We start from the raw sequence: 21637 nt of genomic DNA on the forward strand, positions 1-21637 counted from the left end.
AACCCTTTCCCTTGCCCTTCGCGCGGCAAACGCTCGCGCCCAAGCGGAAAGGCCGGTCCGCGCCCGACCACCAAGGGGATCCAAGGGCCTTGCGGCCCTTGGCGGGGGTGGGCGGAGCCCACGGGAGGGGTTTATTACGCCAGCCCGGCGCGGAGCAGGTCCCACACCTGGGGATCGGGCGCCAGCAGCAGGGTGCCCTCGCTGGCGCGCGGCTGGTAGGGGCTGCCGTCGAGCATCCGGCCATGGCCGCCGGCCTCGGCATGGATCAGCACCCCGGCGGCGTGGTCCCACGGCATCAGCCGGCGGAAATGGGCGAAATGCAGCTTGCCGCCGACCAGATCGAGGTAATCGTGGGCGGCGCTGCCCTGGCGCAGGACGTGGGCGACCCGGCCTTGCAGGCGCGAGCCGCGCCGGATCGAGCCGCTGAGGCGGTCGAGCGGCCCGCCCGGCAGCACGGCGAGGCGGCGGTCGCCCTCCCATGCGCCCTGGCCGCGTTCGGCGATCACCATCCGCCCCGCCACCGGGTCGTAAATCCAGCCGCAGCGGGTGACGCCGTCGATCACCAGGGCCAGGATCACCGCGAAGCGGGACGAGCCCTTGGCGAAATTGGCGGTGCCATCGACCGGGTCGATCACCCATACCGCACCGGGGCGTTCCAGCAGGGCGAGCCGGGCGGGATCGGCCGCCACCCCCTCCTCGCCGACACAGGGCACCCCGGGCGCCAGCCGGGCGAGGCCGGCGGCAAGGGCGCGTTCGGCGGCGATATCGGCGGCGGTGACCAATTGGCCCGGGGCCTTTTCATGCACCTCGCCGGGGGCAAGACAGCCGAAGCGGGGCAGGATCTCGGCCGCCGCCACTTCGCGCAGCAGGGCGGCAACCGCCTGCGGGTCCGGCCATCCGGTCATGAGGGCGGCGCGGCGCGCCCGGCGGCCTGACGGCGCTGGAAGCGGTGCAGGTCGGCCGGGTCGAGCTTGACCCGCAGATAGGCCTGGGTCTCGTCGTCGCGACGGGCCACCACCTCGCCATGGCGGTAGAGCCAGGCGATGGTCGCCCCGTCGCTGAGCGCCAGGGCGACGTCGAGCACCGCCCGCCCCTGCCCCAGCCTTTGGTCGATCTCGGCCAGCAGCGCCGGCAGGCCCTCGCCACTGACCGCCGACAGCGGGATCTGGTTGGGATGGCGGCGCGACTGGTTGAGCAGTTCCTCGCGCCCGGCCGGGTCGAGCCGGTCGATCTTGTTGAGCGCCTCCAGCAACCCGTCATCGACCAGTTCGCCGACGCCGAGTTCGCGCAGCACCGTCTCGACGTCGGTGGCCTGGGCGGCGCTGTCGGGGTGGGAGATGTCGCGGACATGGACCACCACGTCGGCCTCCAGCACCTCTTCGAGGGTGGCGCGGAAAGCGGCGACCAACTCATGCGGCAGGTCGGAGATGAACCCCACCGTGTCGGACAGGATCGCCGGCCGCCCCGATGGCAGGGTCAGGGTGCGCATGGTCGGGTCGAGGGTGGCGAACAGCATGTCGCGCGCCATCACCTCGGCCCGGGTCAGGGTGTTGAACAGGGTCGATTTGCCGGCGTTGGTGTAGCCGACCAGGGCGATGATCGGATAGGGCACCCGGCGGCGCGCCTTGCGGTGCAGGTCGCGGGTGCGCTTGACCTCGTCCAGTTCACGCTGGAGCTTGACGATCCGCTCGCCGATCAGCCGGCGGTCGGCCTCGATCTGGGTCTCGCCCGGGCCACCCAGGAAGCCGAAGCCGCCGCGCTGGCGTTCCAGGTGGGTCCACGACCGCACCAGCCGCGACCGCTGGTAACTGAGCGCCGCCAGCTCGACCTGAAGCGTGCCCTCGCGGGTGCGGGCGCGGGCGCCGAAGATTTCCAGGATCAGGCCGGTGCGGTCGATCACCTTGCAGCCCCAGGCCTTTTCGAGGTTGCGCTGCTGCACCGGCGACAAGGCGGCATCGACCACCACCAGGGCGATGCCGGCCGCCTCGACCGTCTCGGCCAGCCGCTCGACCGCGCCGCTGCCGATCAGGGTGGCCGGGCGCGGCCGGCTGACCGCCACCACCTCGGCCGCGACCACGTCGAGGTCGATCGCCCCGGCCAGCCCGACCGCCTCGGCCAGCCGGGCCTCGGGACGGCGGGCTTCGGCCTCGCCCGCGCCGGCGCCGCGCCGGGCCGGATGGATCACCAGGGCGGCCTGACGGCCGGGGGAGGACGGCCCCGCCGGGGGCCGGTCGGATGCGGACCCGCTCACCTACTCTTCACCACCTTCCTTGGCGGCCGGATCGAACAGAACGATCGGCGTGGACGGCATCACCGTCGAAATCGCGTGCTTGTAGACCAGCTGGGTATGTCCGTCGCGGCGCAGCAGCACCGAGAAATTGTCAAACCAGGTGACGATTCCTTGCAGCTTGACCCCGTTGATCAGAAAAACCGTCACCGGCACCTTGTTCTTGCGAATATGATTCAAAAAAACATCTTGAACGTTTTGATTCTTCTCAGCGGACATGTGTAGGATCCGTTCTTTTGGCCCGTTTCGATTGCGGGGGCGACGCCGGGGTGGCTCCCCGGTCTATCCCGTTGGTTAGCACCATTCCGGGGCGATGGGAATCGCTACTTCCGCCAGCAGCGCCGCCAGCCCGGCACAGTCGGGCACGACCCGGGCCGGGGGGGCGACGAATTCACCCGGGCGCGGCGGCTCGGGGCGCAGCAGCACCGGGGTACAGCCGGCGCGCACCGCGCATTCGATATCGACGGTGGCGTCGCCGACGAACCACACCTCGGGGGAAGGGGCGAGGCCGGTGCCGTCGAGCGCCAGCGCCACCGCCGCCGGATCGGGCTTGTCGGCCGGGGCGTCCTCGGCCCCGACCAGCCGGGCGAAATGAGCGGTCCAGCCCAGTGCCTCGGCCTCGGCCCGCAGGAAATGGCCGCGCTTGTTGCTGACCACCGCCAGCGTCACCCCGGCCCCGGCCAGCCCGGCCACCAGCCGCGCCGCGCCCGGCAGCGGGGCGAGATGATCGAGATGGATTGCGGCAAAGGCGGCGCTGAACACCCGGGCCGCCTCCTGCCAGCGTTCGCCGAACATCGCCGGGAAGGAATCCCGCATCGAGGCGGCGACCTGGCCCTTGGTCTGGGCCATGTCCCATTCCGGCATGCCGAAATGGCGGAAGGTGGCGTTGTAGGTGTGCTGGATACAGAGCCAGGAATCGACCAGGGTGTTGTCCCAATCGAACAGAATCGCGCGCGGGCGCGGCAACGAAGAGAGCATCAGACGGTTTTTCTCATTTGGCCCCAACATTATTGGGCTTTCGCCCAAACCCAACCGGGGCGATGCCCCGGACCCCCTTTATTTTCAAAAAAAGGGGGTTTGGGGCATCGCCCCAAGCAGGTGCGGGCGGCAGCCCGCGCGCGAAGCGCCCGGATCAAAAGAACTCCAGCCGCACCGCGAACATCTTTTCGACCTTCTTGACCGCGTCGGCGGCGGCGAACAGGATCACCCGGTCGCCGGCCTGGACCACGGTGGCCCCGCGCGGCGAGATCACCTGGGCGCCGCGCACGATCGCGCCGAGCAGCACCCCGGTCGGCAGGCGGACATCGCGCAGCGGCTTGCCGACCAGGGTCGAGGTTTCCAGCGCCTCGGCCTCGATCAGTTCGCCGAACCCCTCATGCAGCGAATGGACCGCGCGGATGCGGCCGCGCCGGACATGCTGGAGGATGTTGGAAACGGTGATGGCGCGGGGCGAGATCACCACGTCGATCCCGAGCGGCGCCACCAGGGTGCCGTAGGCGGTCTTGTTGACCAGGGTCATGGTGCGGCGGCAGCCATAACGCTTGGCCAGCAGGCTGGCGAGGATGTTGGTCTCGTCGTCGTTGGTGACGGCGATCACCGCCTCGGCGGCGGCGACCGAGGCCTCGCGCAGGATGTCGCCGTCGAGCACGTCGCCGTTGATCACCACCGAGCGGTTGAGGCTGCGCGCCACCAGCTCGGCCCGGGTTCGGTCCTGCTCGATCACCTTGATCGTGCTGTTGGGGTGGGCCGCCTCCAGCCGCTGGGCCAGGAACAGGCCGATATTGCCGCCGCCCAGCACCAGAATCCGGCGGGCCTCGGTGTCCTCGCGGCCGAACGCCGCCATCGCCCGCTCGACATGGGCGGTATCGACCACGAAATAGACCTCGTCGCCCGGCTGCATCTGGTCCTCGGGCCCGGGCACGATCGCCTTGCCGTCGCGGACAATGCCGATGATGACGATGGCGAGGTCGGGGAACAGCACGGTCAATTGCCGCAGCGGGGTGTGGATCAGCGGGCACTGGGCGGTGCAGCGCACCCCGATCAGCCGCACCTTGTCATTGGCGAGCGGGATCACGTCGATGGTGCCCGGCACCCGCAGCCGGCGGGTGATGGCGCGGGCGACCTCGATCTCCGGGCTGATGATCACGTCGATCGGCAGGTGGTCGCGGGTGAACAGGTTGGCCCAGATCGGGTCGAGGTAGCTCTGGCTCCTGATCCGGGCGATCTTGGTCGGCACCTCGAACAGCGAATGGGCCACCTGACAGGCGACCATGTTGACCTCGTCGGCGGCGGTGACGGCGATCAGCATGTTGGCGTCGCCGGCCCCGGCCTGCTCCAGCACCCCGGGATGGGAGGCGAAGCCCTGCACCACCTGGACGTCGAGGGTGTCGCCGATCTTGCGCAGCAGCTCGGGCCGCTGGTCGATCACGGTGACGTCGTTGCTTTCACTGGCGAGGTAATGGGCGATGTGGAAACCGACCTGCCCCGCCCCGCAGACGATGACCTTCATCTAGCGCGCCTTCTCGTCGGTGTTGATGCCGAGCAGCTTGAGCTTGCGGTGCAGCGCCGAGCGTTCCATGCCGACGAAGGCGGCGGTGCGCGAGATGTTGCCGGCAAAGCGGGTGACCTGGGCCAACAGATATTCCCGTTCGAACAGTTCGCGCGCCTCGCGCAGGGGCAAAGTCATGATCTCACTCGATTTTTCCCAGCGCAGCACGGTGGGGGTGATCGCGCTGATCTCGCCGGGCAGCATGTCGGCCCGCACCGGGTCGCGCGCGTCGCCCGGGGCCATGATCAGCAGCCAGTCGATCACGTTGCGCAGCTGGCGGACATTGCCCGGCCAGTCATAGGCCTGGAGCGCGGCCAGCGCGTCCTCGCCCAGCGGCCGGGGCGGCACCCCGGCGACCTGGGCGGCGCGTTCCATGAAGGCGCGGGCCAGCAGCGGGATGTCCTCCTTGCCCTCGCGCAGCGCCGGCATGCGGATCGGCACCACCGACAGGCGGTAGAACAGATCCTCGCGGAACTCGCCCTCAACCATCGCCTCGGACAGGTCGCGGTTGCTGGTGGCGATGACGCGGACATCGACCTCGACCCGGGCGCCGCCGCCGACCCGCTCGAAGGTCTGGTCCTGGAGGACGCGGACGATCTTGCCCTGGGTCTCCATCGGCATGTCGGCGACCTCGTCGAGCAGCAGGGTGCCGCCATGGGCCTGCTCGAAGGTGCCGATCTTGCGCGGGCTGCCGGGGCCATCGACGCCGTGCTCGGTGCCGAACAGCTCGATCTCCATCCGGTCGGGATGCATCGCGGCGCAATTGACCACCACGAACGGCCCCTCGGCGCGGCGGGAGCGGGCATGGATCGCCCGCGCCGCCACTTCCTTGCCCGAGCCGGCCGGACCGGTGATCAGCACGCGCGAATTGGTCGGGCCGACCCGCTCGACCGTCTGGCGCACCTGGACCAACGCGGGCGAGATGCCGACCAGTTCGCCGGGGGCGCCGCTGCGCAGGCGCAGCTCGCGGTTCTCGCGCTTGAGCCGGGTCGCCTCGATCGCGCGCTCGACCACCAGCAGCAGGCGGTCGGCCTTGAACGGCTTCTCGATGAAGTCGTAGGCCCCTTCCTTGATCGCCTGCACCGCGGTCTCGATCGTGCCATGGCCGGAGATCATCACCACCGGCACCTCGGGATGGTCGCGGCGGATCTCGGCCAGGATGCCGAGGCCGTCGAGCCGCGAGCCCTGCAGCCAGATGTCCTGCACCACCAGACTGGGGCGGCGGGCACGGATCTGCTCCAGCGCCTGGTCGGAATTCCCGGCCTCGCGGGTGCTGTAGCCTTCGTCTTCAAGAATGCCGGCGATCAGGACCCGGATATCGGCCTCGTCGTCGACGATCAGGATGTCATGCGCCATGAACTACCGTCGTGTCGCCGGAGGGGGAAGACGCCGGCGGTTCGCCCGACGCGAACACCAGCCCGACCCGCGCCCCTCCGCCCGGCGCGTCCTCAAGATACAAATCACCGTGGTGGTCTTCCATGATCTTCTTGACGATGGCAAGGCCTAATCCGGTTCCCTTGGCGCGGGTGGTGACGTAGGGCTCGGTCAGCCGCTCGCGATCCTCGCGCGGCAGGCCGCGCCCGTTATCCTCGACCTCGACCCGGATCCGCCCGGCCTCATCGCGCAACCTTATCACGATCCGGCCCGGCACGGACTGATCCGCGCGGGCATGAATCGCCTCGACCGCGTTCTTCAGCAGGTTGGTCAGCGCCTGCCCGATCAGCCGCCCGTCGGCGGTGATCCGCACCGGATGGTCGGGCAGTTCGGCGACGAAGGCAATTTCGGGGGCGCCGGTGCGCTGGAGGAACGCCGCCTGCCGGCACAGATTGGTCAGGTCCTCGTCCTGCAACCGGGGCGCCGGCATGCGGGCGAAGGCGGAGAACTCATCGACCATCCGGCCGATGTCGCCGACCTGACGGACGATGGTGTCGGTCAGTTGAACGAAGGTGTCGGGATCGCTGCCGATCTCCTTGAGATATTTGCGCTTCAGCCGCTCGGCCGATAATTGGATCGGGGTCAGCGGGTTCTTGATCTCGTGGGCGATGCGGCGGGCGACGTCGGCCCAGGCCGCCTTGCGCTGGGCCGAGACCAGCTCGGTGATGTCGTCGAAGGTGACGACATAGCCGACCGTCTCGCCATCAAGCGTCTCGGCCGCCACCCGCACCAGCAGGATGCGCGAACGCTCGCCCGGCGGCGACAGCCGCACCTCGCGCTGGACCAGCCGGTCGGGCCGGCGCATCACCTCGTCGATCGCCTCGGCCATCTCCGGCACCACCGCGCGCAGATCCTCGCCGATCCGCGCCTCCAGCGGCAGGCCGACCAGTTCGGCGGCCGAGCGATTCGGCAGATGGATGCCCGCGTCGCGATCGAGCCCGACCACCCCGGCCGACACCCCGGCCAGCACGGTTTCGGTGAAGCGGCGGCGCTCGTCCAGCGCCCGGTTGGCGGCGACCAGTTCGGCCCGCTGGCTGGCGAGCTGGTCGGTCATCCGGTTGAAGGCGCGGCTCAGCAGCCCGATCTCGTCGGCGGCGTCCTCCTCGCGCACCTGGACGCCGAGATCGCCCGAGCGCACCCGCTCGGCGGCATCGATCAGCCGGACGATCGGGGTGGCCAGCCGGGTCGCCATCCCCAGCCCGACCCGCACCGAGGTCAGCACCAGCAGCAGCGCCACCATGCCGAACACCAGCGAGAACGCGGTCTCCAGCCCCGAGCGCCGCCCCTCCAGGCTTTCATACTGGGCCACCGCCGCCGAGGTCTGCTCCATGTGGCCGATCACCTTGGGATCGACGAAGCGGCCGACATAGAGAAAGGTGTCGCCGAACAGCCCCTGGACCTGGACCAGCGCCCGCACCCGGTCGTCGCCGCCGGCGGAGGGCAGCACCGCGACATCGCCGGCGCGGGCCTTGTCGAACGCCCAGGTCGGGATCTGGTCGATGTTGGCCTCGACCGCGAAGATCAGGCCGGAGCGGGCGAGGATGGTGCCGCGCCCGTCGAACACCACCGCCTCGGTCAGGCCGCGCACCGCCGCCTGGGTGGCGACGAACTGGGCGAAATGCTGGGGCGAGCGCATCAGCATCGGCCCCTCGCGGCTGATGTCGTTGGCCATCGCCAGCGCGTCGCCGCCGATGATCTGCTTGTGTTCCTCGAGATAGGCGTGGGCGACCTCCAACGAGGCCTGCAACGCGGTGCGCACCCGCTCGGAGAACCAGCTTTCCAGCCCGTAGCGGAAGAAGGCGGCCGAACTCACCGTCATCAGCATCGACGGCGTCACCGCCACCAGCGCGAACAGCACGATGAAGCGCAGATGCAGCCGCGAACCCGACGAGCCGCCGCGCCGGGCGCGGATCACCTCCCACACCCCGAACCCGACCACCGCCGCGAGGCCGAGCAGCAGCCCGCCGTCGAGCCCGAGCAGCAGCAGCACCGCATGGGGATCGGGCGGGGTGATGCCGGCATCGGCCAGCACCCAGATGGTGGCGACCACCGAGGGGATCGTCGCCAGGGTCAGCCCGAAGGCGAGCAGACGGGACAGACGGCGGCCCTCGGTCATTGACGATCCCCACCAATGGGTTCCAAGGGCCCCCGGCCCTTGGCGGGTGTGGGCAGCGCCCACGCTTTTTTTCATTTCAGCGGGCGGTTAACCTGCAACTCCAGATCACGGATCTTCTTGCGCAGAGTATTGCGGTTGAGCCCGAGCAACTGCGCCGCCTTGATCTGGTTCCCCCTGGTCGCCTCCAATGCGATCACGATCAGCGGCTTCTCGACCTCGCGCACCACCCGGTCATAGACCCCGGCCGGCGGCAGCCCGTCGCCGTGATTGGCGAAATAATCGCGCAGGTGACGTTCGACCATCGCCGACAGCCCCTCGCCCTCGACCCCGCCGCCGATCACATCGACCGGGGGGACGCCGCTGGCCAGCTCGGCCTCGATCACCTCGATGCCGATCACTTCCTGCGAATAGAGCGCCGCCAGCCGCCGCACCAGATTTTCCAGCTCGCGGACATTGCCGGGCCAGCGGTGGCGCTTCATCCGCTCCATCGCCTGGGCATCAATGGTCTTGGTCGGCAGCCCCTCGGCCCCGGCCAGCGACAGGAAATGCCGCACCAGCTCGGGGATGTCCTCCGACCGCTCGCGCAGCGGCGGCAGGCGGATCGGCACCACGTTGAGACGGTAGAACAGATCCTCGCGGAACAGCCCCTGGCGGATCAGCTGGGTCAGGTCGCGGTGGGTGGCGGCGACGATGCGGACATTGGCGCGGATCGGCACCCGCCCGCCGACGGTGGTGTATTCCCCTTCCTGAAGCACCCGCAGCAGCCGGGTCTGGGCCTCGGGCGGCATGTCGCCGATCTCGTCGAGGAACAGGGTGCCGCCCTCGGCCTGCTCGAACCGGCCGGCGGCGCGCTGGGTGGCGCCGGTGAAGGCGCCCTTCTCGTGCCCGAACAGCTCGCTTTCGATCAGCTCGCGCGGGATCGCCGCCATGTTGATGGCGATGAACGGGCCGTTGCGCCGCTTGCCGTAATCGTGCAGGGCGCGCGCCACCAGTTCCTTGCCGGTGCCGGACTCGCCGGTGATCATCACGGTCAGGTCGGTGCCCATCAGCCGGGCGAGGATGCGGTAGATCTCCTGCATCGCCGCCGAGCGGCCGATCAGCGGCAGGGGCTCCTCCTCCTCCTCGCCGCCGGCCTCGGCCGGGGTGGCGCGCGGCGCCGACAGCGCGCGGCTGACCACCGAGACCAGTTCCTTGAGGTCGAACGGCTTGGGCAGGTACTCGAACGCCCCGCGCTGGGTGGCCTTGACCGCCGTCAGCAGGGTGTTCTGGGCGCTCATCACGATGATGCGCAGGTCGGGACGGATCTTCTTGATGCGCGGCAGCAGGTCGAGGCCGCTTTCGTCCGGCATCACCACGTCGGTGATCACCAGATCGCCCTCGCCTTCCGACACCCAGCGCCACAGGGTCGAGGCATTGCCGGTGGTGCGGACCTCGTAGCCGGCCCGCCCCAGCGCCTGCGACAGCACGGTGCGGATGCCGCGGTCGTCGTCGGCCACCAGGATGGTGGCGCTCCTCGCCATGGTCATTCGGTTTCCTTGTTCTCGCCGTCCAGGACCATCGGCAGCATCACCCTGAAGACGGTCCGGCGGGGCTGGCTGTCATACTCGATCACCCCGCCATGGTCACCAATGATCTTGGCGACCAAAGCGAGGCCGAGGCCGGAGCCGGAGGCCTTGGTGGTGACGAAGGCGTCGAACAGGTTGGGACGGAGATCCTCGGGGATGCCGGGGCCGTTGTCCTGGATGCTGACCACCAGCGGCAGATGCTGCTTGGTCTCGCTGCCACCCGGCAGGGCCAGCCGGACCCCGTGCTGATAGCCGGTGGACAGCACGATCTCGCCGCCCTCGGCCGGCACCGCCTCGGCGGCGTTCTTGACCAGATTGAGGAACACCTGGACCAGCTGGTCGCGGTCGCCCAGCGCGGTGGGCAACGACGGGTCGTAATGCTCGACGAAGCGGATCTGGCGGGCGAAGCCGGCCTCGGCGATGCGGCGGACATGTTCCAGCACCCGGTGCAGGTTGACCGGGGCGCGCACCGCCGTCGGCTTGTCGGAAAACGCCTCCATCCGGTCGACCAGGGCGACGATGCGGTCGGCCTCGTCGCAGATCAGCCGGGTCAGCACCCGGTCCTCCTCGCCGGCATTCTGCTCCAGCAACTGGGCGGCGCCACGGATGCCGGACAGCGGGTTCTTGACCTCGTGGGCCAGGATCGAGGCCATCGCCGTCACCGAGCGGGCGGCGTTGCGGCTGGTGAGCTGGGCACCGATCTTGAGGGCGATCGATTGCTCGTGCAGGCTGATCACCACCGCGTCGAGCTGCTCGGGCAGCGGCGAAACCTGAACCCCGACCACGCGGTGGCCGGTGCGGGGGGTGTCGAGCACCACCCCGAATTCCGACACCGAATTGCCGGCGCCGCGCGCCTGGGCGATCAGGGCGAAGATCGGCGAATCCGGCGGCAGGAACTCGGCCAGCGGATGGCCGCACAGCCAGGCGGCGCCACAGGCGAACAATTGCTCGGCCCCGCCATTGGCGAAGCGGATGCGGTCGTCGCCATCGACCGCCAGCACGGCGGCACCGAGCGCCCCCAGCACCATGCCGGGATCGAAGGTGGCGCCCTGGGCGTGCGGGCCGCGCCGGCGCGGGGCGACGATGGTGGGCGGCGCCATCAGGCGGCGACCTTTCCGGCCAGCGGTCCATAGAAGGCGTCCAGCGCCCGGCGAACCTGATCGGCCTCGTCGAGGGCGTTGACCCGGGCGCGGAACTCGGCCGAGCCGGGCAGGCCGCGCGAATACCAGGCGAGGTGCTTGCGGGCGTTGCGCACGCCCCCCACCGGGCCGTAATGGGCGACCAGGGCTTCGAAATGGGCGGTGACGATGGCGTGCAACTGTTCAGGTCCAGGTTCGGGAAGACGTTCGCCGGTGGCAAGGAAATGGCCGATCTGGCCGGGCAGCCACGGCCGCCCCATGGTGGCGCGGCCGATCATCACCCCGTCGGCGCCGGAGGCGTCGAGCAGCGCCAGCGCGTCCTCGATCGAGCCGACGTCGCCGTTGCCGATCACCGGGATCGACACCGCGCGCTTGACCGCGCCGATGAAGGCCCAGTCGGCATGGCCGGAATACATCTGGCTGCGGGTGCGGCCATGGACGGTGACCATCGCCGCGCCATTCTCCTCGGCGATGCGGGCCAGCCGGGGGGCGTTGAGGCTGGATTGGTCCCAGCCCATCCGCATCTTGACCGTCACCGGGATCTGGACCGCCTTGACCACCGCCGCGATCAGCCGGCCGGCCAACACCTCGTCCTTCATCAGGGCGGCGCCGGCCTCGCCCTTGAGGGCGACCTTCTTGACCGGACAGCCCATGTTGATGTCGATCAGGCTGGCGCCGAGATCCTGGTTGAGCCGCGCCGCCTCGGCCATCGCCTCGGGCTCGCAGCCGGCGAGCTGGACCGAGGTCGGCTGATCGCAGACATCATGGCTGGCCATGCGCAGGGTCTGGCGGTTCTGCCGGATCATCGCCTGGCTGGCGATCATTTCCGAGACAACCAGACCGGCGCCGAGGCTGCGCGCCAGCCGGCGGGTGGGAAGATCGGTCACCCCCGCCATCGGCGCCAGAATCGCGGCGCTGTCGAGGCGGAGATTTCCGATGGTCAGGGGGGGGAGACGACCGGCACACATCATGTGTGCGTATTTATTATGCAGCCCCCGCCCAGCGCAACGGCAAAAACCACCGGCCGGGCGCGGGCGGCCGGGCGGGGGTCAGCCCGGCGCGGCGACCATCAGCACCTGCTGGACGAACTTGACGCCGGGATAGGCCAGCGTCAGCAGCAGATAGGCGGTCAGCACCACCCGCGCGGCGCGGCGGCCGCGCACGCCGCAAACGCGGTGCCCAATCAGCAGCAGGCCGATCAGGACGAAGGCCAGCAGCGAGAACAGCGCCTTGTTCTCGAAGGTCACCAGCGAGCCGGTCTCGACATAATTGAGCACCAGCCCGGTGATCAGCCCGAGCCCCAGCACCACCTCGCTGTCGAGCAGCAGGCGGCCGGACATCCGCTCGGCGTCGGCGACGCTGGGCAGCAGCCGGGTCAGCGCGGTCGGGCGCTTGCGCTTCAGCGCCCGCTCCTGCAGGAAGATCGAGGCCGAGGCCACCGCCGCCAGGGTCAGCAGCGAATAGGTCAGCACCGCCAGCACGATGTGCAGATCGACCCAGGCGGAGGGCGCGGTGGCGCCGAGCCGGGGCGGCGCCGCCTCGACCCAGCCGATGCCCGAGGCCAGCAGCCCGACCACGGCCAGGAACGGCATCAGCAGCGGCCCCAGCCGCCACGCCTGCGGCGTGGTCACCGACAAGAGGGCGAACATCGCGGCGCTGCCGGCGATGCTGACCCACAGGCCGGCGGACAGGCTGGTCAGCCAGGTTTCCCCCATCAGCCAGCCGGCCCACAAGGCGGGCGCCAGCACGGCCAGCAGGGTGGCGGCCCAGAACCGGCCGTCACGGCCGGCATGAGCGCGGAAAGACACCACCGCGGCCGGAAGCAGCGCGGCGAGAGCGACGATGTTGAGAAGGATCGGCAACATACGAAGACTATAGCATCCTTTCGCGCCCTGCGAAGAGGGCGAGTGTTGCCGGGGGCGGAGCCCTCCCCCGCGCCGGCCGCACGGCCAGGTGCCGCCTGCGTCCTCCCTCTTCGCCTCCCTATTGAGCCCCGGGCGGGTATCCCCTGGCTTTCGTTTCCTTCGCATTTCTCGAATCGCCGAAAAGCTCGCTGGACACCTCTTTTGATCGTGCCAATATCATTATATTCTCGTGAACGGCAAAGGATGAGAGCACCAACCAGAAAGTCAGGGGTCTAACGAGAAAACGTCCATTCACTAGCGCATTGCGGGGGCCTCATGTCTCGGTCCGAAGAAAATGAACAAACAATAGGAAAAGAACAGCTTCAACCAGCAGATATCATAATTTCCGCAGCAAATTCTTTTACATCTAAAATTATCAGAACAGCAACAATATCATATGTCAGCCACGCCAGCCTCTACTATGGAAATGGCCACATCATTGAATCAATTGGCGATGGCGTTTCATTCCGGTCATTCGAGGTCTTTTTAGCTGAGGACACCTATGCCGCTGCCTATCGCAGCCCAGAAATGACACCAGATAAAGCAAATGAAATCGTTACCTATGCCAAGAGCAAAGCAGATGCAAAAGCCGAATATTTATACATTGGAGATGTGCTAGCAAATACATCTCTTTGCGATAAAGCCACCGAATCCAACAAATTCTTCTGCTCACAACTTGTCATAGAATCATATCAGCAAGCCGGATTATTAAAATCTCTGATCCCATCTTGCATCACACCCGAAGACATCGCAAGAATTGTCAAAAAAAGCTTTAATTTCGTGGGAACGCTCAAAGGAACGCCTTCGACTACAGCCGCAGCCATCGGACTTGCCATCGCCATGGAAGCCCCCCGTCTTTATCCGCGACTTTTTCGGGAGATTAAAAACGGAGGAGGACCCCTCACCAAGCAGGTTGGAGCGGTAACCCAATAACCGCCCGGCGCGGAACCATCCGCTTGGCAAGGCCGGCGACGCCCTCTAGGCTGACGGCCCTTTCCGGAAGCTGGAGGAAACGAGATGGGCGGTACGGTGGCGCTGGTGGTGGCGGCGGGACGCGGGCGCAGGTTCGGCGGCGACCTGCCCAAGCAATATCACGATCTGGCCGGGCGGATGGTGCTGCGCCATACCCTCGCCGCCTTCGCCACCACCCCCCAGGTCAACGCGGTGCGGGCGGTGATCCACCCAGACGACCGCCAGCTCTACGACATCGCCGCCGCCGGCCTGAAGCTGCTCGAACCGGTCGATGGCGGCGCCAGCCGCCAGGACAGCGTGCGCTTCGGGCTGGAAAGCCTGGAGGATCTCGCTCCCGAGCGGGTGCTGATCCAGGACGCGGCGCGGCCGTTCGTCGATGCCGGCACCATCGGCCGGGTGATCGCCGCCCTGGCCGAGCACGAGGCGGTGCTGCCGGTGGTGCCGGTGGCCGACACCCTGAAGCGCGGCGAAAACGGGCTGGTGGTCGATACCGTCTCGCGCGACGGCCTGTTCCGCGCCCAGACCCCGCAGGGCTTCCGCTATGGCCCGATCCTCGCCGCCCACCGCGCCGCCGCCGGCCAGGAGCTGACCGACGATGCCGCCGTCGCCGAACGCGCCGGGATGCGGGTGGCGCTGGTGGCCGGGGCCGAGGACAACGTCAAGATCACCACCGCCGCCGACCTCGACCGCGCCCGCCGCCTGTTCGAGGGACCGGGCGAGATCCGCACCGGCAGCGGCTATGACGTCCACCGCTTCACCCAGGGCGACGGCACCTGGCTGTGCGGGATCAAGGTGCCGCACGACGCCGCCCTGCTCGGCCATTCCGACGCCGATGTCGGGCTGCATGCCCTGACCGACGCGATCCTCGGCGCGATCGCCGCCGGCGACATCGGCCACCATTTCCCGCCGTCCGACCAGCGCTGGAAGGGGGCGCCGTCCGACCTGTTCCTGGCCCATGCCGCCACCCTGGTGGCGGCGCGCGGCGGCCGGATCGTCAATGTCGATGTCACCCTGATCTGCGAGCGGCCCAAGGTCGGCCCGTTCCGCCCGGCGATGGCGGCGCGGCTGGCCGAGATCCTCCGGATCGACCAGGGCCGGATCTCGGTCAAGGCCACCACCACCGAGGAACTCGGCTTCACCGGCCGGCGCGAGGGCATCGCCGCCCAGGCCACCGCCTCGGTCTGGCTGCCGCGCTGAGGCCGGCACGGGTCCCGGCGTTGCCGGGGCCCGACCCGGGTGCTACACCAGATTTCCGCCAGCAACGATTTTCCCGACGGAGGACGGATGAGCGAGCTCGACCGCAGTTTCGGCTATCGCCAGGTTTCGAACGACGAGCGGCGCGACCGCATCCGCCGGGTGTTCCGCGCCGTGGCGCCGCGTTACGACCTGATGAACGATTTGATGTCGTTCGGCATCCACCGGCTGTGGAAGGCCCTGCTGGTGCGGGCGGTGGGGGCGCGGCCGGGCCAGACCCTGCTCGACCTCGCCGGCGGCACCGGCGATGTCGGCCGCGCTTTGTCCGGCCCCGACCGCACCGTGATCGTCTGCGACCCCAGCGTCGAGATGATGCAGGCCGGCCGCGCCCGTCCCGGCAACGACCATCTGCGCTGGCTGGCCGGCGAGGCCGAGGCGATCCCGCTGGCCGATGGCTGCATCGACAGCCTGACCATCTCGTTCGGCATCCGCAACGTCACCCGGCTCGACCGCGCCCTGGCCGAGATGCACCGGGTGCTGAAGCCGGGCGGCACCGCCTTCTGCCTCGAATTCTCCCGCGCCCATCCCCTGCTGCGGCCGTTCTACGACCTGTTTTCGTTCCAGGTGATCCCCCGCCTCGGCGCCCTGATCGCGCGCGAGCCCGAGGCCTACACCTATCTGGTCGAATCGATCCGCAAGTTCCCCGACCAGGACAGCTTCGCCGCCCAGTTCCGTGACGCCGGCTTCGCCGACGTGCGCTATCGCAACCTCAGCTTCGGCATCGCCTGCCTGCACATCGCCACCAAGGCGCGATGAGCGCGCCGACCGACTGGCTGCGCCGCCGGGCGACGGCGACCCCGGACGCCCCGGCGCTCGATCCGGTCAACGCGGCCGTAACCTCGTTCGCGGCACTCGACGGCAGGGTCGAGGCGCTGGCCGCCGCGCTGGCGACGCTTCCGCCGGCCCGGCTGCTGGCGGCCGAGACCGATCAGGCCGAGGCGCTGGCCCTGCTGACGCTGGCCGCCCCCCGCGCCGGCCTGGCGCTGCTGCCGGTCAATCCCGCCTTGCCGCTGGCGCGGCGGGCCGGGCTGCTCGCCGCCGCCGGCCTGCCGCCTGAAGCGGTGCTGACCACCCTGCCCGCCCCCGCCGTCACCGCCCTGCCCGCCGCCCGCGCCCTGCCGCCCGAGGCGGTGCAGTTGGTGATCGCCACCAGCGGCAGCACCGGCACCCCCAAGGGGGCGATGCTGACCGGGGCCAATCTCGCCGCCGCCGCGCGCGGCTCGCGCCGGCTGATCCCGCTCGGCCCCGGCGATGTCTGGCTCGGCTGCCTGCCGATGGTGCATATCGGCGGCCTGTCCACCCTGTTCCGCTGCCTCGAGTCCGGCGCCACCCTGCGGCTGCATCCCCGCTTCGACCTCGATAGCGTCGCCGCCGACCTCGAAGCCGGCCGGGCCAGCCACGTCTCGCTAGTGCCGGCGATGCTGGCCCGGCTGGTCGAGGCCGGCTGCCGCCCGGCGCCCCGGCTGCGCTGCGCCCTGATCGGCGGCGCCGCCCTCTCCCCCGCTTTGGCCGAACGCGCCGCCGCCGCCGGCTGGCCGCTGCTGATCAGCTACGGGATGAGCGAGACCGCCTCGCAGACCGCGACGATGCCGTTCGCCGCCGGCTGGCGCCCCGGCCTCGCCGGTACCCCGCTGCCGGGCCTCGAAATCGATTTCACCCCCGCCGGCCGGATCCGCCTGCGCGGCGATAGCGTGATGGCAGGCTACCTCGCCCCCGACCTCGCCCCCGGGCGCGGCCTCGCCGCCGACGGCTGGTTCGAGACCAACGATCTCGGCCGCTGGGACGAGGCCGGCCGGCTGGTGGTGCTCGGCCGCGCCGACGACATCCTGGTCAGCGGCGGCGAGAACATCCTCCCCGCCGAGGTCGAGGCCCTGGCCGGGCGCTGCCCCGGAGTGCGGGCGATCGGGGTGACCGGCCGCCCCGACCCGGCCTGGGGGGACCTGCTGGTGGCGGTGGTGGTCGGCGAGGTCAGCCCGGACGCCTTCCTCGACTGGTGCCGCGCCCACCTGCCCTCGCCGCTGCGGCCCCGGGCGATGGTCAAGACCGACCATCTGCCGCTGACCCCGATCGGCAAACCCGACCGCGCCGCCCTGCGCGCCCTCGCCCGCGCCCCCTGACCCCCGCCCCTTCGCCTTGGAGAGCCAAGGGGGAAGGTTTGGCGTTGCCGTCAGGATTGGTTGGTACGGCAGGTCTCGGGGGATTGTTTACCCATTGTCGCATAATATTGTCGTGGGCTCCGCCCACACCCGCCAAGGGCCGCAAGGCCCTTGGCGGGTGTGGGCGGAGCCCACGACACGGACGGATGGCGGGATTTGACTCACGCCCCCAATGCATGGATCCTTTGCCAAAATACAGGGAGGATCCGGCCGCGATGATCATTGCCTCGACCCAGGATTTCCGCGAGGCGGCCCGGCGCCGTCTGCCGCCGTTCCTGTTCCACTACATCGACGGCGGCGCCTATGCCGAACAGACCCTGCGGCGCAATCAGGAGGATCTGGCCGGGATCGCCCTGCGCCAGCGGGTGCTGGCAGGGATTGGCGAGGTCGATCTGTCCACCCGCCTGCTCGATCAGACGCTGGCGCTGCCGGTGGTGCTGGCCCCGGTCGGGCTGACCGGGATGTATGCCCGGCGCGGCGAGGTCCAGGCCGCCCGCGCGGCGGCGGCCAAGGGGATCCCCTTCACCCTTTCCACCATGTCGGTCTGCCCGATCGCCGAGGTGCAGCAAGCCAGCGCGCAACCGATCTGGTTCCAGCTTTACGTGCTGAAGGATCGCGGCTTCATGCGCGACGCGCTTGACCGGGCCTGGGCGGCGGGGGTTCGCACCCTGGTGTTCACGGTCGACCTGCCGGTGCCGGGCGCCCGTTACCGCGATGCCCATTCCGGCCTGTCCGGCCCGCGCGCGGCGGCGCGGCGCCTGCTCCAGACGATCACCCACCCCGGCTGGGCGTTCGATGTCGGCCTGCGCGGCCGCCCGCACGACCTCGGCAACATTTCGACCTATCTCGGCCGGGCCATCGGGCTCAACAATTATATCGGCTGGCTGGGGGACAATTTCGATCCGTCGATCGGCTGGAAGGATCTCGGCTGGATCCGCGAGACCTGGAAGGGGTCGGTGGTGCTGAAGGGGATCCTCGATCCGGCCGACGCCCGCGACGCGGTGCGGTTCGGTGCCGACGCCATCGTGGTATCCAATCACGGCGGCCGCCAGCTCGACGGGGTGCTGTCGGCCGCCCGCGCCCTGCCGACGATCGCCGAGGTGGTCAAGGGGCAGGTGGCGATCCTGGTGGATTCCGGGGTGCGCTCCGGCCTCGACGTGGTGCGGATGCTGGCGCTCGGGGCCGACGCGGTGATGCTGGGCCGGGCCTATGCCTACGCGCTGGCCGCCGGCGGCCAGCGCGGGGTCGAAACCCTGCTCGACCTGATCGCCAAGGAAATGCGGGTGGCGATGACCCTGACCGGGGCCGGGACGATCGCGGCGATCACCCCGGACAGCCTGGCCTGAGCCGCCGGGGGATCACCCCTGTTCGATCACCCGGATCAGGTCGAACAGGGTCTGGTTGACCGGGGTGGGAATGCCATGGCGGCGGCCGAGCGCGACCACGGTGCCGCCCAGCATCTCGACCTCGGTCTTGCGCCCGGCCTCGACGTCCTGGAGCATCGAGGTCTTCATCTGCGGGTCGAGGCGGTCGATCACCGGGAAGAACGAATCGATGTCGTTCTCGCCGAGGCCGATCCCCTCCGCCGCCGCCACCGCCACCACCTCGCGGCAGGCCAGCCGGACCAGATCGCGCGCCTCGGCGACGCTCTGGAAGGTGCCGTAAGGGGCGCGCAGCACCGCCGAAAGCTGGTTGACCCCGACATTCAGCATGAATTTCCACCACAATTCGCGCCGCATGTCGGCGGGAACGCGGGTCGGCATGCCGGCGCGCTCAAACAAGGCGGCCAAAGCGGCGATGCGCGGCGACGGCGTCTCGGTGGCGACCGGCTCGCCGAACACCAGCACCCCAGGCTGGCTGTAACGCACCGCGCCGCCCTCGCGCACCGCGTCGATCGCCACCACCATCGCCAGCGGCAGCGGCGGCAGGCCGAGGCTGTCGGCAATCACCGCCTCGCTGTCGATGCCGTTGAGCAGCGACAGGATGATGGTCCCCGGGCCGATGAAACGATGGATCGCCGCCACCGCCGCCTCAAGCTGATGGCGCTTGACCGCGACCAGGATCAGGTCGGCCGGCGGCGCCGCGTCGTCGGGACGCAGATAGCCGACCGTCAGCGGCCGGCCGTTGACGCTGACGCCGTCACGGCGATAGCGGGCGATTCGCGCCGGGTCGGCCACCACCCGGACCTCGATCCCCTGGGTTTCGCCCAGCCGGGCGGCATAGATCGCGCCGATGGCGCCAAGGCCGCAGATGTAGACACGTTCGATGGGCGGCAAGAGTCTCTCTATAGATCGCGCCGATGGCGCCAAGGCCGCAGATGTAGACACGTTCGATGGGCGGCAAGAGTCTCTCTCCCTGCTGTGACGGACCCGGGTCAGCGCACCACCCGCGCCAGCCCGTCGGCCAGCGCCGCCCCGCCCTGGCCGGGATCGAAGGTGGCGAGAAACCCGCCATCGGGACCGACCAGATAGAGCAGCGCGGAATGATCGTAGGTGTAGAGGTCGGGCGCGCTGCCCGGCACCTTGGCGCGATAGACGCGAAAGGCGCGCAGCGCGGCCTCGATCTGGGCCGGGCTGCCGCCGAGCCCGGTCACCCGGCGGTCGAAGGCGGCGGCATAGGCGGCGGCGGTGGCGGGCGAATCCCGCTCGGGGTCAAGGGTGACGAAGATCGGGGCGATGCGCTCGGCCTGGGCCGGCGGCAGCAGGTCGAGCGCCACCGACACCACCGCCAGCGCGGTCGGGCAGATGTCGGCACAGGCGGTGTAGCCGAACAGGATCAGCATGTAGCGGCCCCGGAAATCGGCCTCGCCGACCTGATGGCCGTCGCCGGCGGTCAGGGTGAAATGCGGCGTGATCACGCCGGGATGGATCAGCGCGGCGCTCTGGCGCAGCCGGTCGAGCAGGCCGGGGCTGAGCGCCACCACCAGCCCGAGCGCCACCAGCAGCACCAGCCCCAGCCCGATCAGGCGCCGCCCCCCCGACGGGGGCGGCCCCTCCGCCTCGTCGCTATCCCGCTCCATGGCGTTCCCCCTCTCCCGCGTCCCGCCGTCCGAGCCAGCGGCCGATCCGGTCGATCGCGGCGGTGAGATCGGCCGGGTCCTTGGCGAAACAGAAGCGCAGATGGGGCTCCATCCCCGGGCCGAGCTGGAAGCCGCTGAGCGGAATGGTCGCCACCCCGGCCTCGACGGTCAGGCGGCGGGCCAGGGCGCGGTCGTCCGCCCCGGGCGCGAAGGCGGCGGCGGGAACGCAGAGGAAATAGGTGCCGCCGCAGGGCAGCACCGGGATCCCCAGCCGGGCGAGCCCGTCGGCCAGCAGGTCGCGCCGGGCCTCAAGGGTGGCGGCCAGCCCGGTGAAATAGGCTGCGTCGAAGCCGAGCCCGACCGCCACCGCCTGTTGCAGCATCGGCGGCACGGTGAAGGTGACAAACTGGTGGGCGCGGGCGACCGGGGCCAGCAGCTCGGCGCAGGCGGAAACGTAGCCGACCTTCCAGCCGGTAACCGAGAAGGTCTTGCCGGCCGAACCGATGCGCAGGCAGCGCCGCCGCGCCTGCGGCAGGGTCATCAGCGGCCGGTGCCGCCGTCCGTCGAAGGTCAGGTGCTCGTAGACCTCGTCACACACCGCGATCAGGTCGTGACGGTCGAGCAGATCGGCCAGGAAGGCGCGCTCGTCGTCGTCGAACAGCTTGCCAGTCGGGTTCATCGGGTCGTTGATGACGATGGCGCGGGTGCGCGGGCCGATCGCCGCGCGCAGGCGCTGGCGCGGCAGCCGCCAGTCTGGCGGATCGAGCCGCACCCCCACCGGCACCCCGCCGGCGGCGCGGATCGCCACCGGATAGACGTCGTAGGCCGGCTCGAGCAGAATCACCTCGTCGCCCGGTTCGAGCAGGGCGAGGAAGCAGTCGCACAGCGCCTCGCTGGCGCCCGAGGTGATCAGCACCTCGCGGCCGGGATCGAGTTCAAGCCCCCAGAAGCGGCGGGCCGAGGCCGCCACCGCCTCGCGCAGCGCCGGCAGTCCCAGCATCGGCGGATATTGATGCGGCCCGGCCCGGGTCGCCGCCACCGCCGCCTCGATCAGCGCCGGCGGCTCCATCCCGACCGGAAAACCCTGGCCGAGATTGATCGCGCCATGCTCGGCCGCCAGCCGGGACATTTCCTCGAACACCGTGACGCCGCATTGGCGATAAAGCGGATTCACCCTGCCATCCCCCCTGTCTGCCGGGCCTCGCAGGATAATCCCTTTGCCGCCGCCGCGCAGCCTTGTTGC

The 21637-nt window shown here is 69.8% G+C and carries 19 protein-coding genes; 5 read left to right on the forward strand and 14 right to left on the reverse strand.

Annotation, left to right across the window (positions count from 1 at the left end; all coding sequences use genetic code 11):
- Window positions 1-134: 134 nt before the first annotated feature.
- The 11 genes from ACFSNB_RS06490 to ACFSNB_RS06540 all read right to left on the reverse strand — a co-directional run bounded on the left by ACFSNB_RS06490 (window position 135) and on the right by ACFSNB_RS06540 (window position 12954).
- On the reverse strand, window positions 135-905 hold the full coding sequence (locus ACFSNB_RS06490) for an inositol monophosphatase family protein (protein ID WP_377315222.1): 771 nt from the start codon (window positions 903-905) through the stop codon (window positions 135-137).
- A complete protein-coding gene (hflX, locus tag ACFSNB_RS06495) occupies window positions 902-2185 on the reverse strand; it encodes a GTPase HflX (RefSeq protein WP_377315266.1) in 1284 nt (427 codons plus the stop codon). The genes ACFSNB_RS06490 and hflX overlap by 4 nt, the downstream gene beginning before the upstream one ends.
- Window positions 2186-2251: 66 nt before the next feature.
- Window positions 2252-2506, reverse strand: a complete 255-nt coding sequence (hfq, locus tag ACFSNB_RS06500; protein WP_377315223.1) for an RNA chaperone Hfq — start codon at window positions 2504-2506, stop codon at window positions 2252-2254.
- A gap of 75 nt (window positions 2507-2581) precedes the next feature.
- Window positions 2582-3265 (reverse strand): HAD family hydrolase, encoded by a 684-nt coding sequence (locus ACFSNB_RS06505; RefSeq protein ID WP_377315224.1) that lies wholly within the window; start codon window positions 3263-3265, stop codon window positions 2582-2584.
- Window positions 3266-3419: 154 nt separating this feature from the next.
- Window positions 3420-4796 carry a Trk system potassium transporter TrkA gene (gene trkA / locus ACFSNB_RS06510; RefSeq protein ID WP_377315225.1) on the reverse strand — a complete coding sequence of 459 codons (1377 nt, stop codon included), beginning with the start codon at window positions 4794-4796 and terminating at the stop codon, window positions 3420-3422.
- Window positions 4797-6191 (reverse strand): nitrogen assimilation response regulator NtrX, encoded by a 1395-nt coding sequence (gene ntrX, locus ACFSNB_RS06515; RefSeq protein ID WP_377315226.1) that lies wholly within the window; start codon window positions 6189-6191, stop codon window positions 4797-4799. It lies immediately after the preceding gene.
- Window positions 6181-8385 (reverse strand): sensor histidine kinase NtrY-like, encoded by a 2205-nt coding sequence (locus ACFSNB_RS06520; RefSeq protein WP_377315227.1) that lies wholly within the window; start codon window positions 8383-8385, stop codon window positions 6181-6183. Before ACFSNB_RS06520 ends, ntrX begins: the two co-directional genes overlap by 11 nt.
- Before the next feature lie 71 nt (window positions 8386-8456).
- Complete coding sequence (gene ntrC, locus ACFSNB_RS06525; protein ID WP_377315228.1) at window positions 8457-9911, reverse strand: nitrogen regulation protein NR(I); 1455 nt, start codon at window positions 9909-9911, stop codon at window positions 8457-8459.
- Entirely contained in the window at window positions 9908-11050 is a 1143-nt protein-coding gene (locus tag ACFSNB_RS06530; RefSeq protein ID WP_377315229.1) for a two-component system sensor histidine kinase NtrB, read from the reverse strand. Before ACFSNB_RS06530 ends, ntrC begins: the two co-directional genes overlap by 4 nt.
- Window positions 11050-12057: a tRNA dihydrouridine synthase DusB gene (gene dusB, locus ACFSNB_RS06535; protein WP_377315267.1), complete on the reverse strand. Its 1008-nt coding sequence runs from the start codon at window positions 12055-12057 to the stop codon at window positions 11050-11052. Before dusB ends, ACFSNB_RS06530 begins: the two co-directional genes overlap by 1 nt.
- 81 nt (window positions 12058-12138) lie before the next feature.
- Window positions 12139-12954, reverse strand: a complete 816-nt coding sequence (locus ACFSNB_RS06540; RefSeq protein WP_377315230.1) for a cytochrome C assembly family protein — start codon at window positions 12952-12954, stop codon at window positions 12139-12141.
- 315 nt (window positions 12955-13269) lie between these two features.
- Here ACFSNB_RS06540 and ACFSNB_RS06545 point away from each other — a divergent pair, with 315 nt between their 5' ends.
- The 5 genes from ACFSNB_RS06545 (at window position 13270) to lldD (ending at window position 18721) form a co-directional block, all read left to right on the forward strand.
- Window positions 13270-13926: a YiiX/YebB-like N1pC/P60 family cysteine hydrolase gene (locus ACFSNB_RS06545; protein WP_377315231.1), complete on the forward strand. Its 657-nt coding sequence runs from the start codon at window positions 13270-13272 to the stop codon at window positions 13924-13926.
- A gap of 84 nt (window positions 13927-14010) precedes the next feature.
- On the forward strand, window positions 14011-15162 hold the full coding sequence (locus ACFSNB_RS06550; protein ID WP_377315232.1) for a bifunctional 2-C-methyl-D-erythritol 4-phosphate cytidylyltransferase/2-C-methyl-D-erythritol 2,4-cyclodiphosphate synthase: 1152 nt from the start codon (window positions 14011-14013) through the stop codon (window positions 15160-15162).
- 87 nt (window positions 15163-15249) lie between these two features.
- On the forward strand, window positions 15250-15975 hold the full coding sequence (locus ACFSNB_RS06555; protein ID WP_377315233.1) for a class I SAM-dependent methyltransferase: 726 nt from the start codon (window positions 15250-15252) through the stop codon (window positions 15973-15975).
- The gene (locus ACFSNB_RS06560) at window positions 15972-17336 is read left to right on the forward strand and encodes an AMP-binding protein (protein ID WP_377315234.1); all 1365 of its coding nucleotides are present in this window, start codon (window positions 15972-15974) and stop codon (window positions 17334-17336) included. Before ACFSNB_RS06555 ends, ACFSNB_RS06560 begins: the two co-directional genes overlap by 4 nt.
- A gap of 254 nt (window positions 17337-17590) precedes the next feature.
- Window positions 17591-18721 carry an FMN-dependent L-lactate dehydrogenase LldD gene (lldD, locus tag ACFSNB_RS06565; RefSeq protein ID WP_377315235.1) on the forward strand — a complete coding sequence of 377 codons (1131 nt, stop codon included), beginning with the start codon at window positions 17591-17593 and terminating at the stop codon, window positions 18719-18721.
- Window positions 18722-18733: 12 nt separating this feature from the next.
- Here the strand turns inward: lldD and ACFSNB_RS06570 are convergent, their stop codons facing one another.
- The 3 genes from ACFSNB_RS06570 to ACFSNB_RS06580 form a co-directional block, all read right to left on the reverse strand.
- Entirely contained in the window at window positions 18734-19651 is a 918-nt protein-coding gene (locus tag ACFSNB_RS06570) for a ketopantoate reductase family protein (RefSeq protein WP_377315236.1), read from the reverse strand.
- A gap of 98 nt (window positions 19652-19749) precedes the next feature.
- The gene (locus ACFSNB_RS06575) at window positions 19750-20394 is read right to left on the reverse strand and encodes an SCO family protein (protein WP_377315237.1); all 645 of its coding nucleotides are present in this window, start codon (window positions 20392-20394) and stop codon (window positions 19750-19752) included.
- Window positions 20381-21568, reverse strand: coding sequence for an aminotransferase (locus tag ACFSNB_RS06580; RefSeq protein ID WP_377315238.1), 1188 nt, complete (start codon window positions 21566-21568; stop codon window positions 20381-20383). Before ACFSNB_RS06580 ends, ACFSNB_RS06575 begins: the two co-directional genes overlap by 14 nt.
- Between the last annotated feature and the right edge of the window lie 69 nt (window positions 21569-21637).

Origin of the sequence: Phaeospirillum tilakii (assembly GCF_042683125.1) — a bacterium.
GTDB lineage: Bacteria > Pseudomonadota > Alphaproteobacteria > Rhodospirillales > Magnetospirillaceae > Phaeospirillum > Phaeospirillum tilakii.

Coding starts and splice junctions, on each gene's coding strand:
- ACFSNB_RS06575 (WP_377315237.1), bottom strand. CDS start 20,394: ATGGAGCGGGATAGCGACGAGGCGGAGGGGCCGCCCCCGTCGGGGGGG.
- ACFSNB_RS06520 (WP_377315227.1), bottom strand. CDS start 8,385: ATGACCGAGGGCCGCCGTCTGTCCCGTCTGCTCGCCTTCGGGCTGACC.
- ntrC (WP_377315228.1), bottom strand. CDS start 9,911: ATGACCATGGCGAGGAGCGCCACCATCCTGGTGGCCGACGACGACCGC.
- lldD (WP_377315235.1), top strand. CDS start 17,591: ATGATCATTGCCTCGACCCAGGATTTCCGCGAGGCGGCCCGGCGCCGT.
- dusB (WP_377315267.1), bottom strand. CDS start 12,057: ATGTGTGCCGGTCGTCTCCCCCCCCTGACCATCGGAAATCTCCGCCTC.
- ACFSNB_RS06560 (WP_377315234.1), top strand. CDS start 15,972: ATGAGCGCGCCGACCGACTGGCTGCGCCGCCGGGCGACGGCGACCCCG.
- ACFSNB_RS06530 (WP_377315229.1), bottom strand. CDS start 11,050: ATGGCGCCGCCCACCATCGTCGCCCCGCGCCGGCGCGGCCCGCACGCC.
- hfq (WP_377315223.1), bottom strand. CDS start 2,506: ATGTCCGCTGAGAAGAATCAAAACGTTCAAGATGTTTTTTTGAATCAT.
- ACFSNB_RS06540 (WP_377315230.1), bottom strand. CDS start 12,954: ATGTTGCCGATCCTTCTCAACATCGTCGCTCTCGCCGCGCTGCTTCCG.
- ntrX (WP_377315226.1), bottom strand. CDS start 6,191: ATGGCGCATGACATCCTGATCGTCGACGACGAGGCCGATATCCGGGTC.
- ACFSNB_RS06550 (WP_377315232.1), top strand. CDS start 14,011: ATGGGCGGTACGGTGGCGCTGGTGGTGGCGGCGGGACGCGGGCGCAGG.
- trkA (WP_377315225.1), bottom strand. CDS start 4,796: ATGAAGGTCATCGTCTGCGGGGCGGGGCAGGTCGGTTTCCACATCGCC.
- ACFSNB_RS06505 (WP_377315224.1), bottom strand. CDS start 3,265: ATGCTCTCTTCGTTGCCGCGCCCGCGCGCGATTCTGTTCGATTGGGAC.
- ACFSNB_RS06545 (WP_377315231.1), top strand. CDS start 13,270: ATGTCTCGGTCCGAAGAAAATGAACAAACAATAGGAAAAGAACAGCTT.
- ACFSNB_RS06490 (WP_377315222.1), bottom strand. CDS start 905: ATGACCGGATGGCCGGACCCGCAGGCGGTTGCCGCCCTGCTGCGCGAA.
- ACFSNB_RS06555 (WP_377315233.1), top strand. CDS start 15,250: ATGAGCGAGCTCGACCGCAGTTTCGGCTATCGCCAGGTTTCGAACGAC.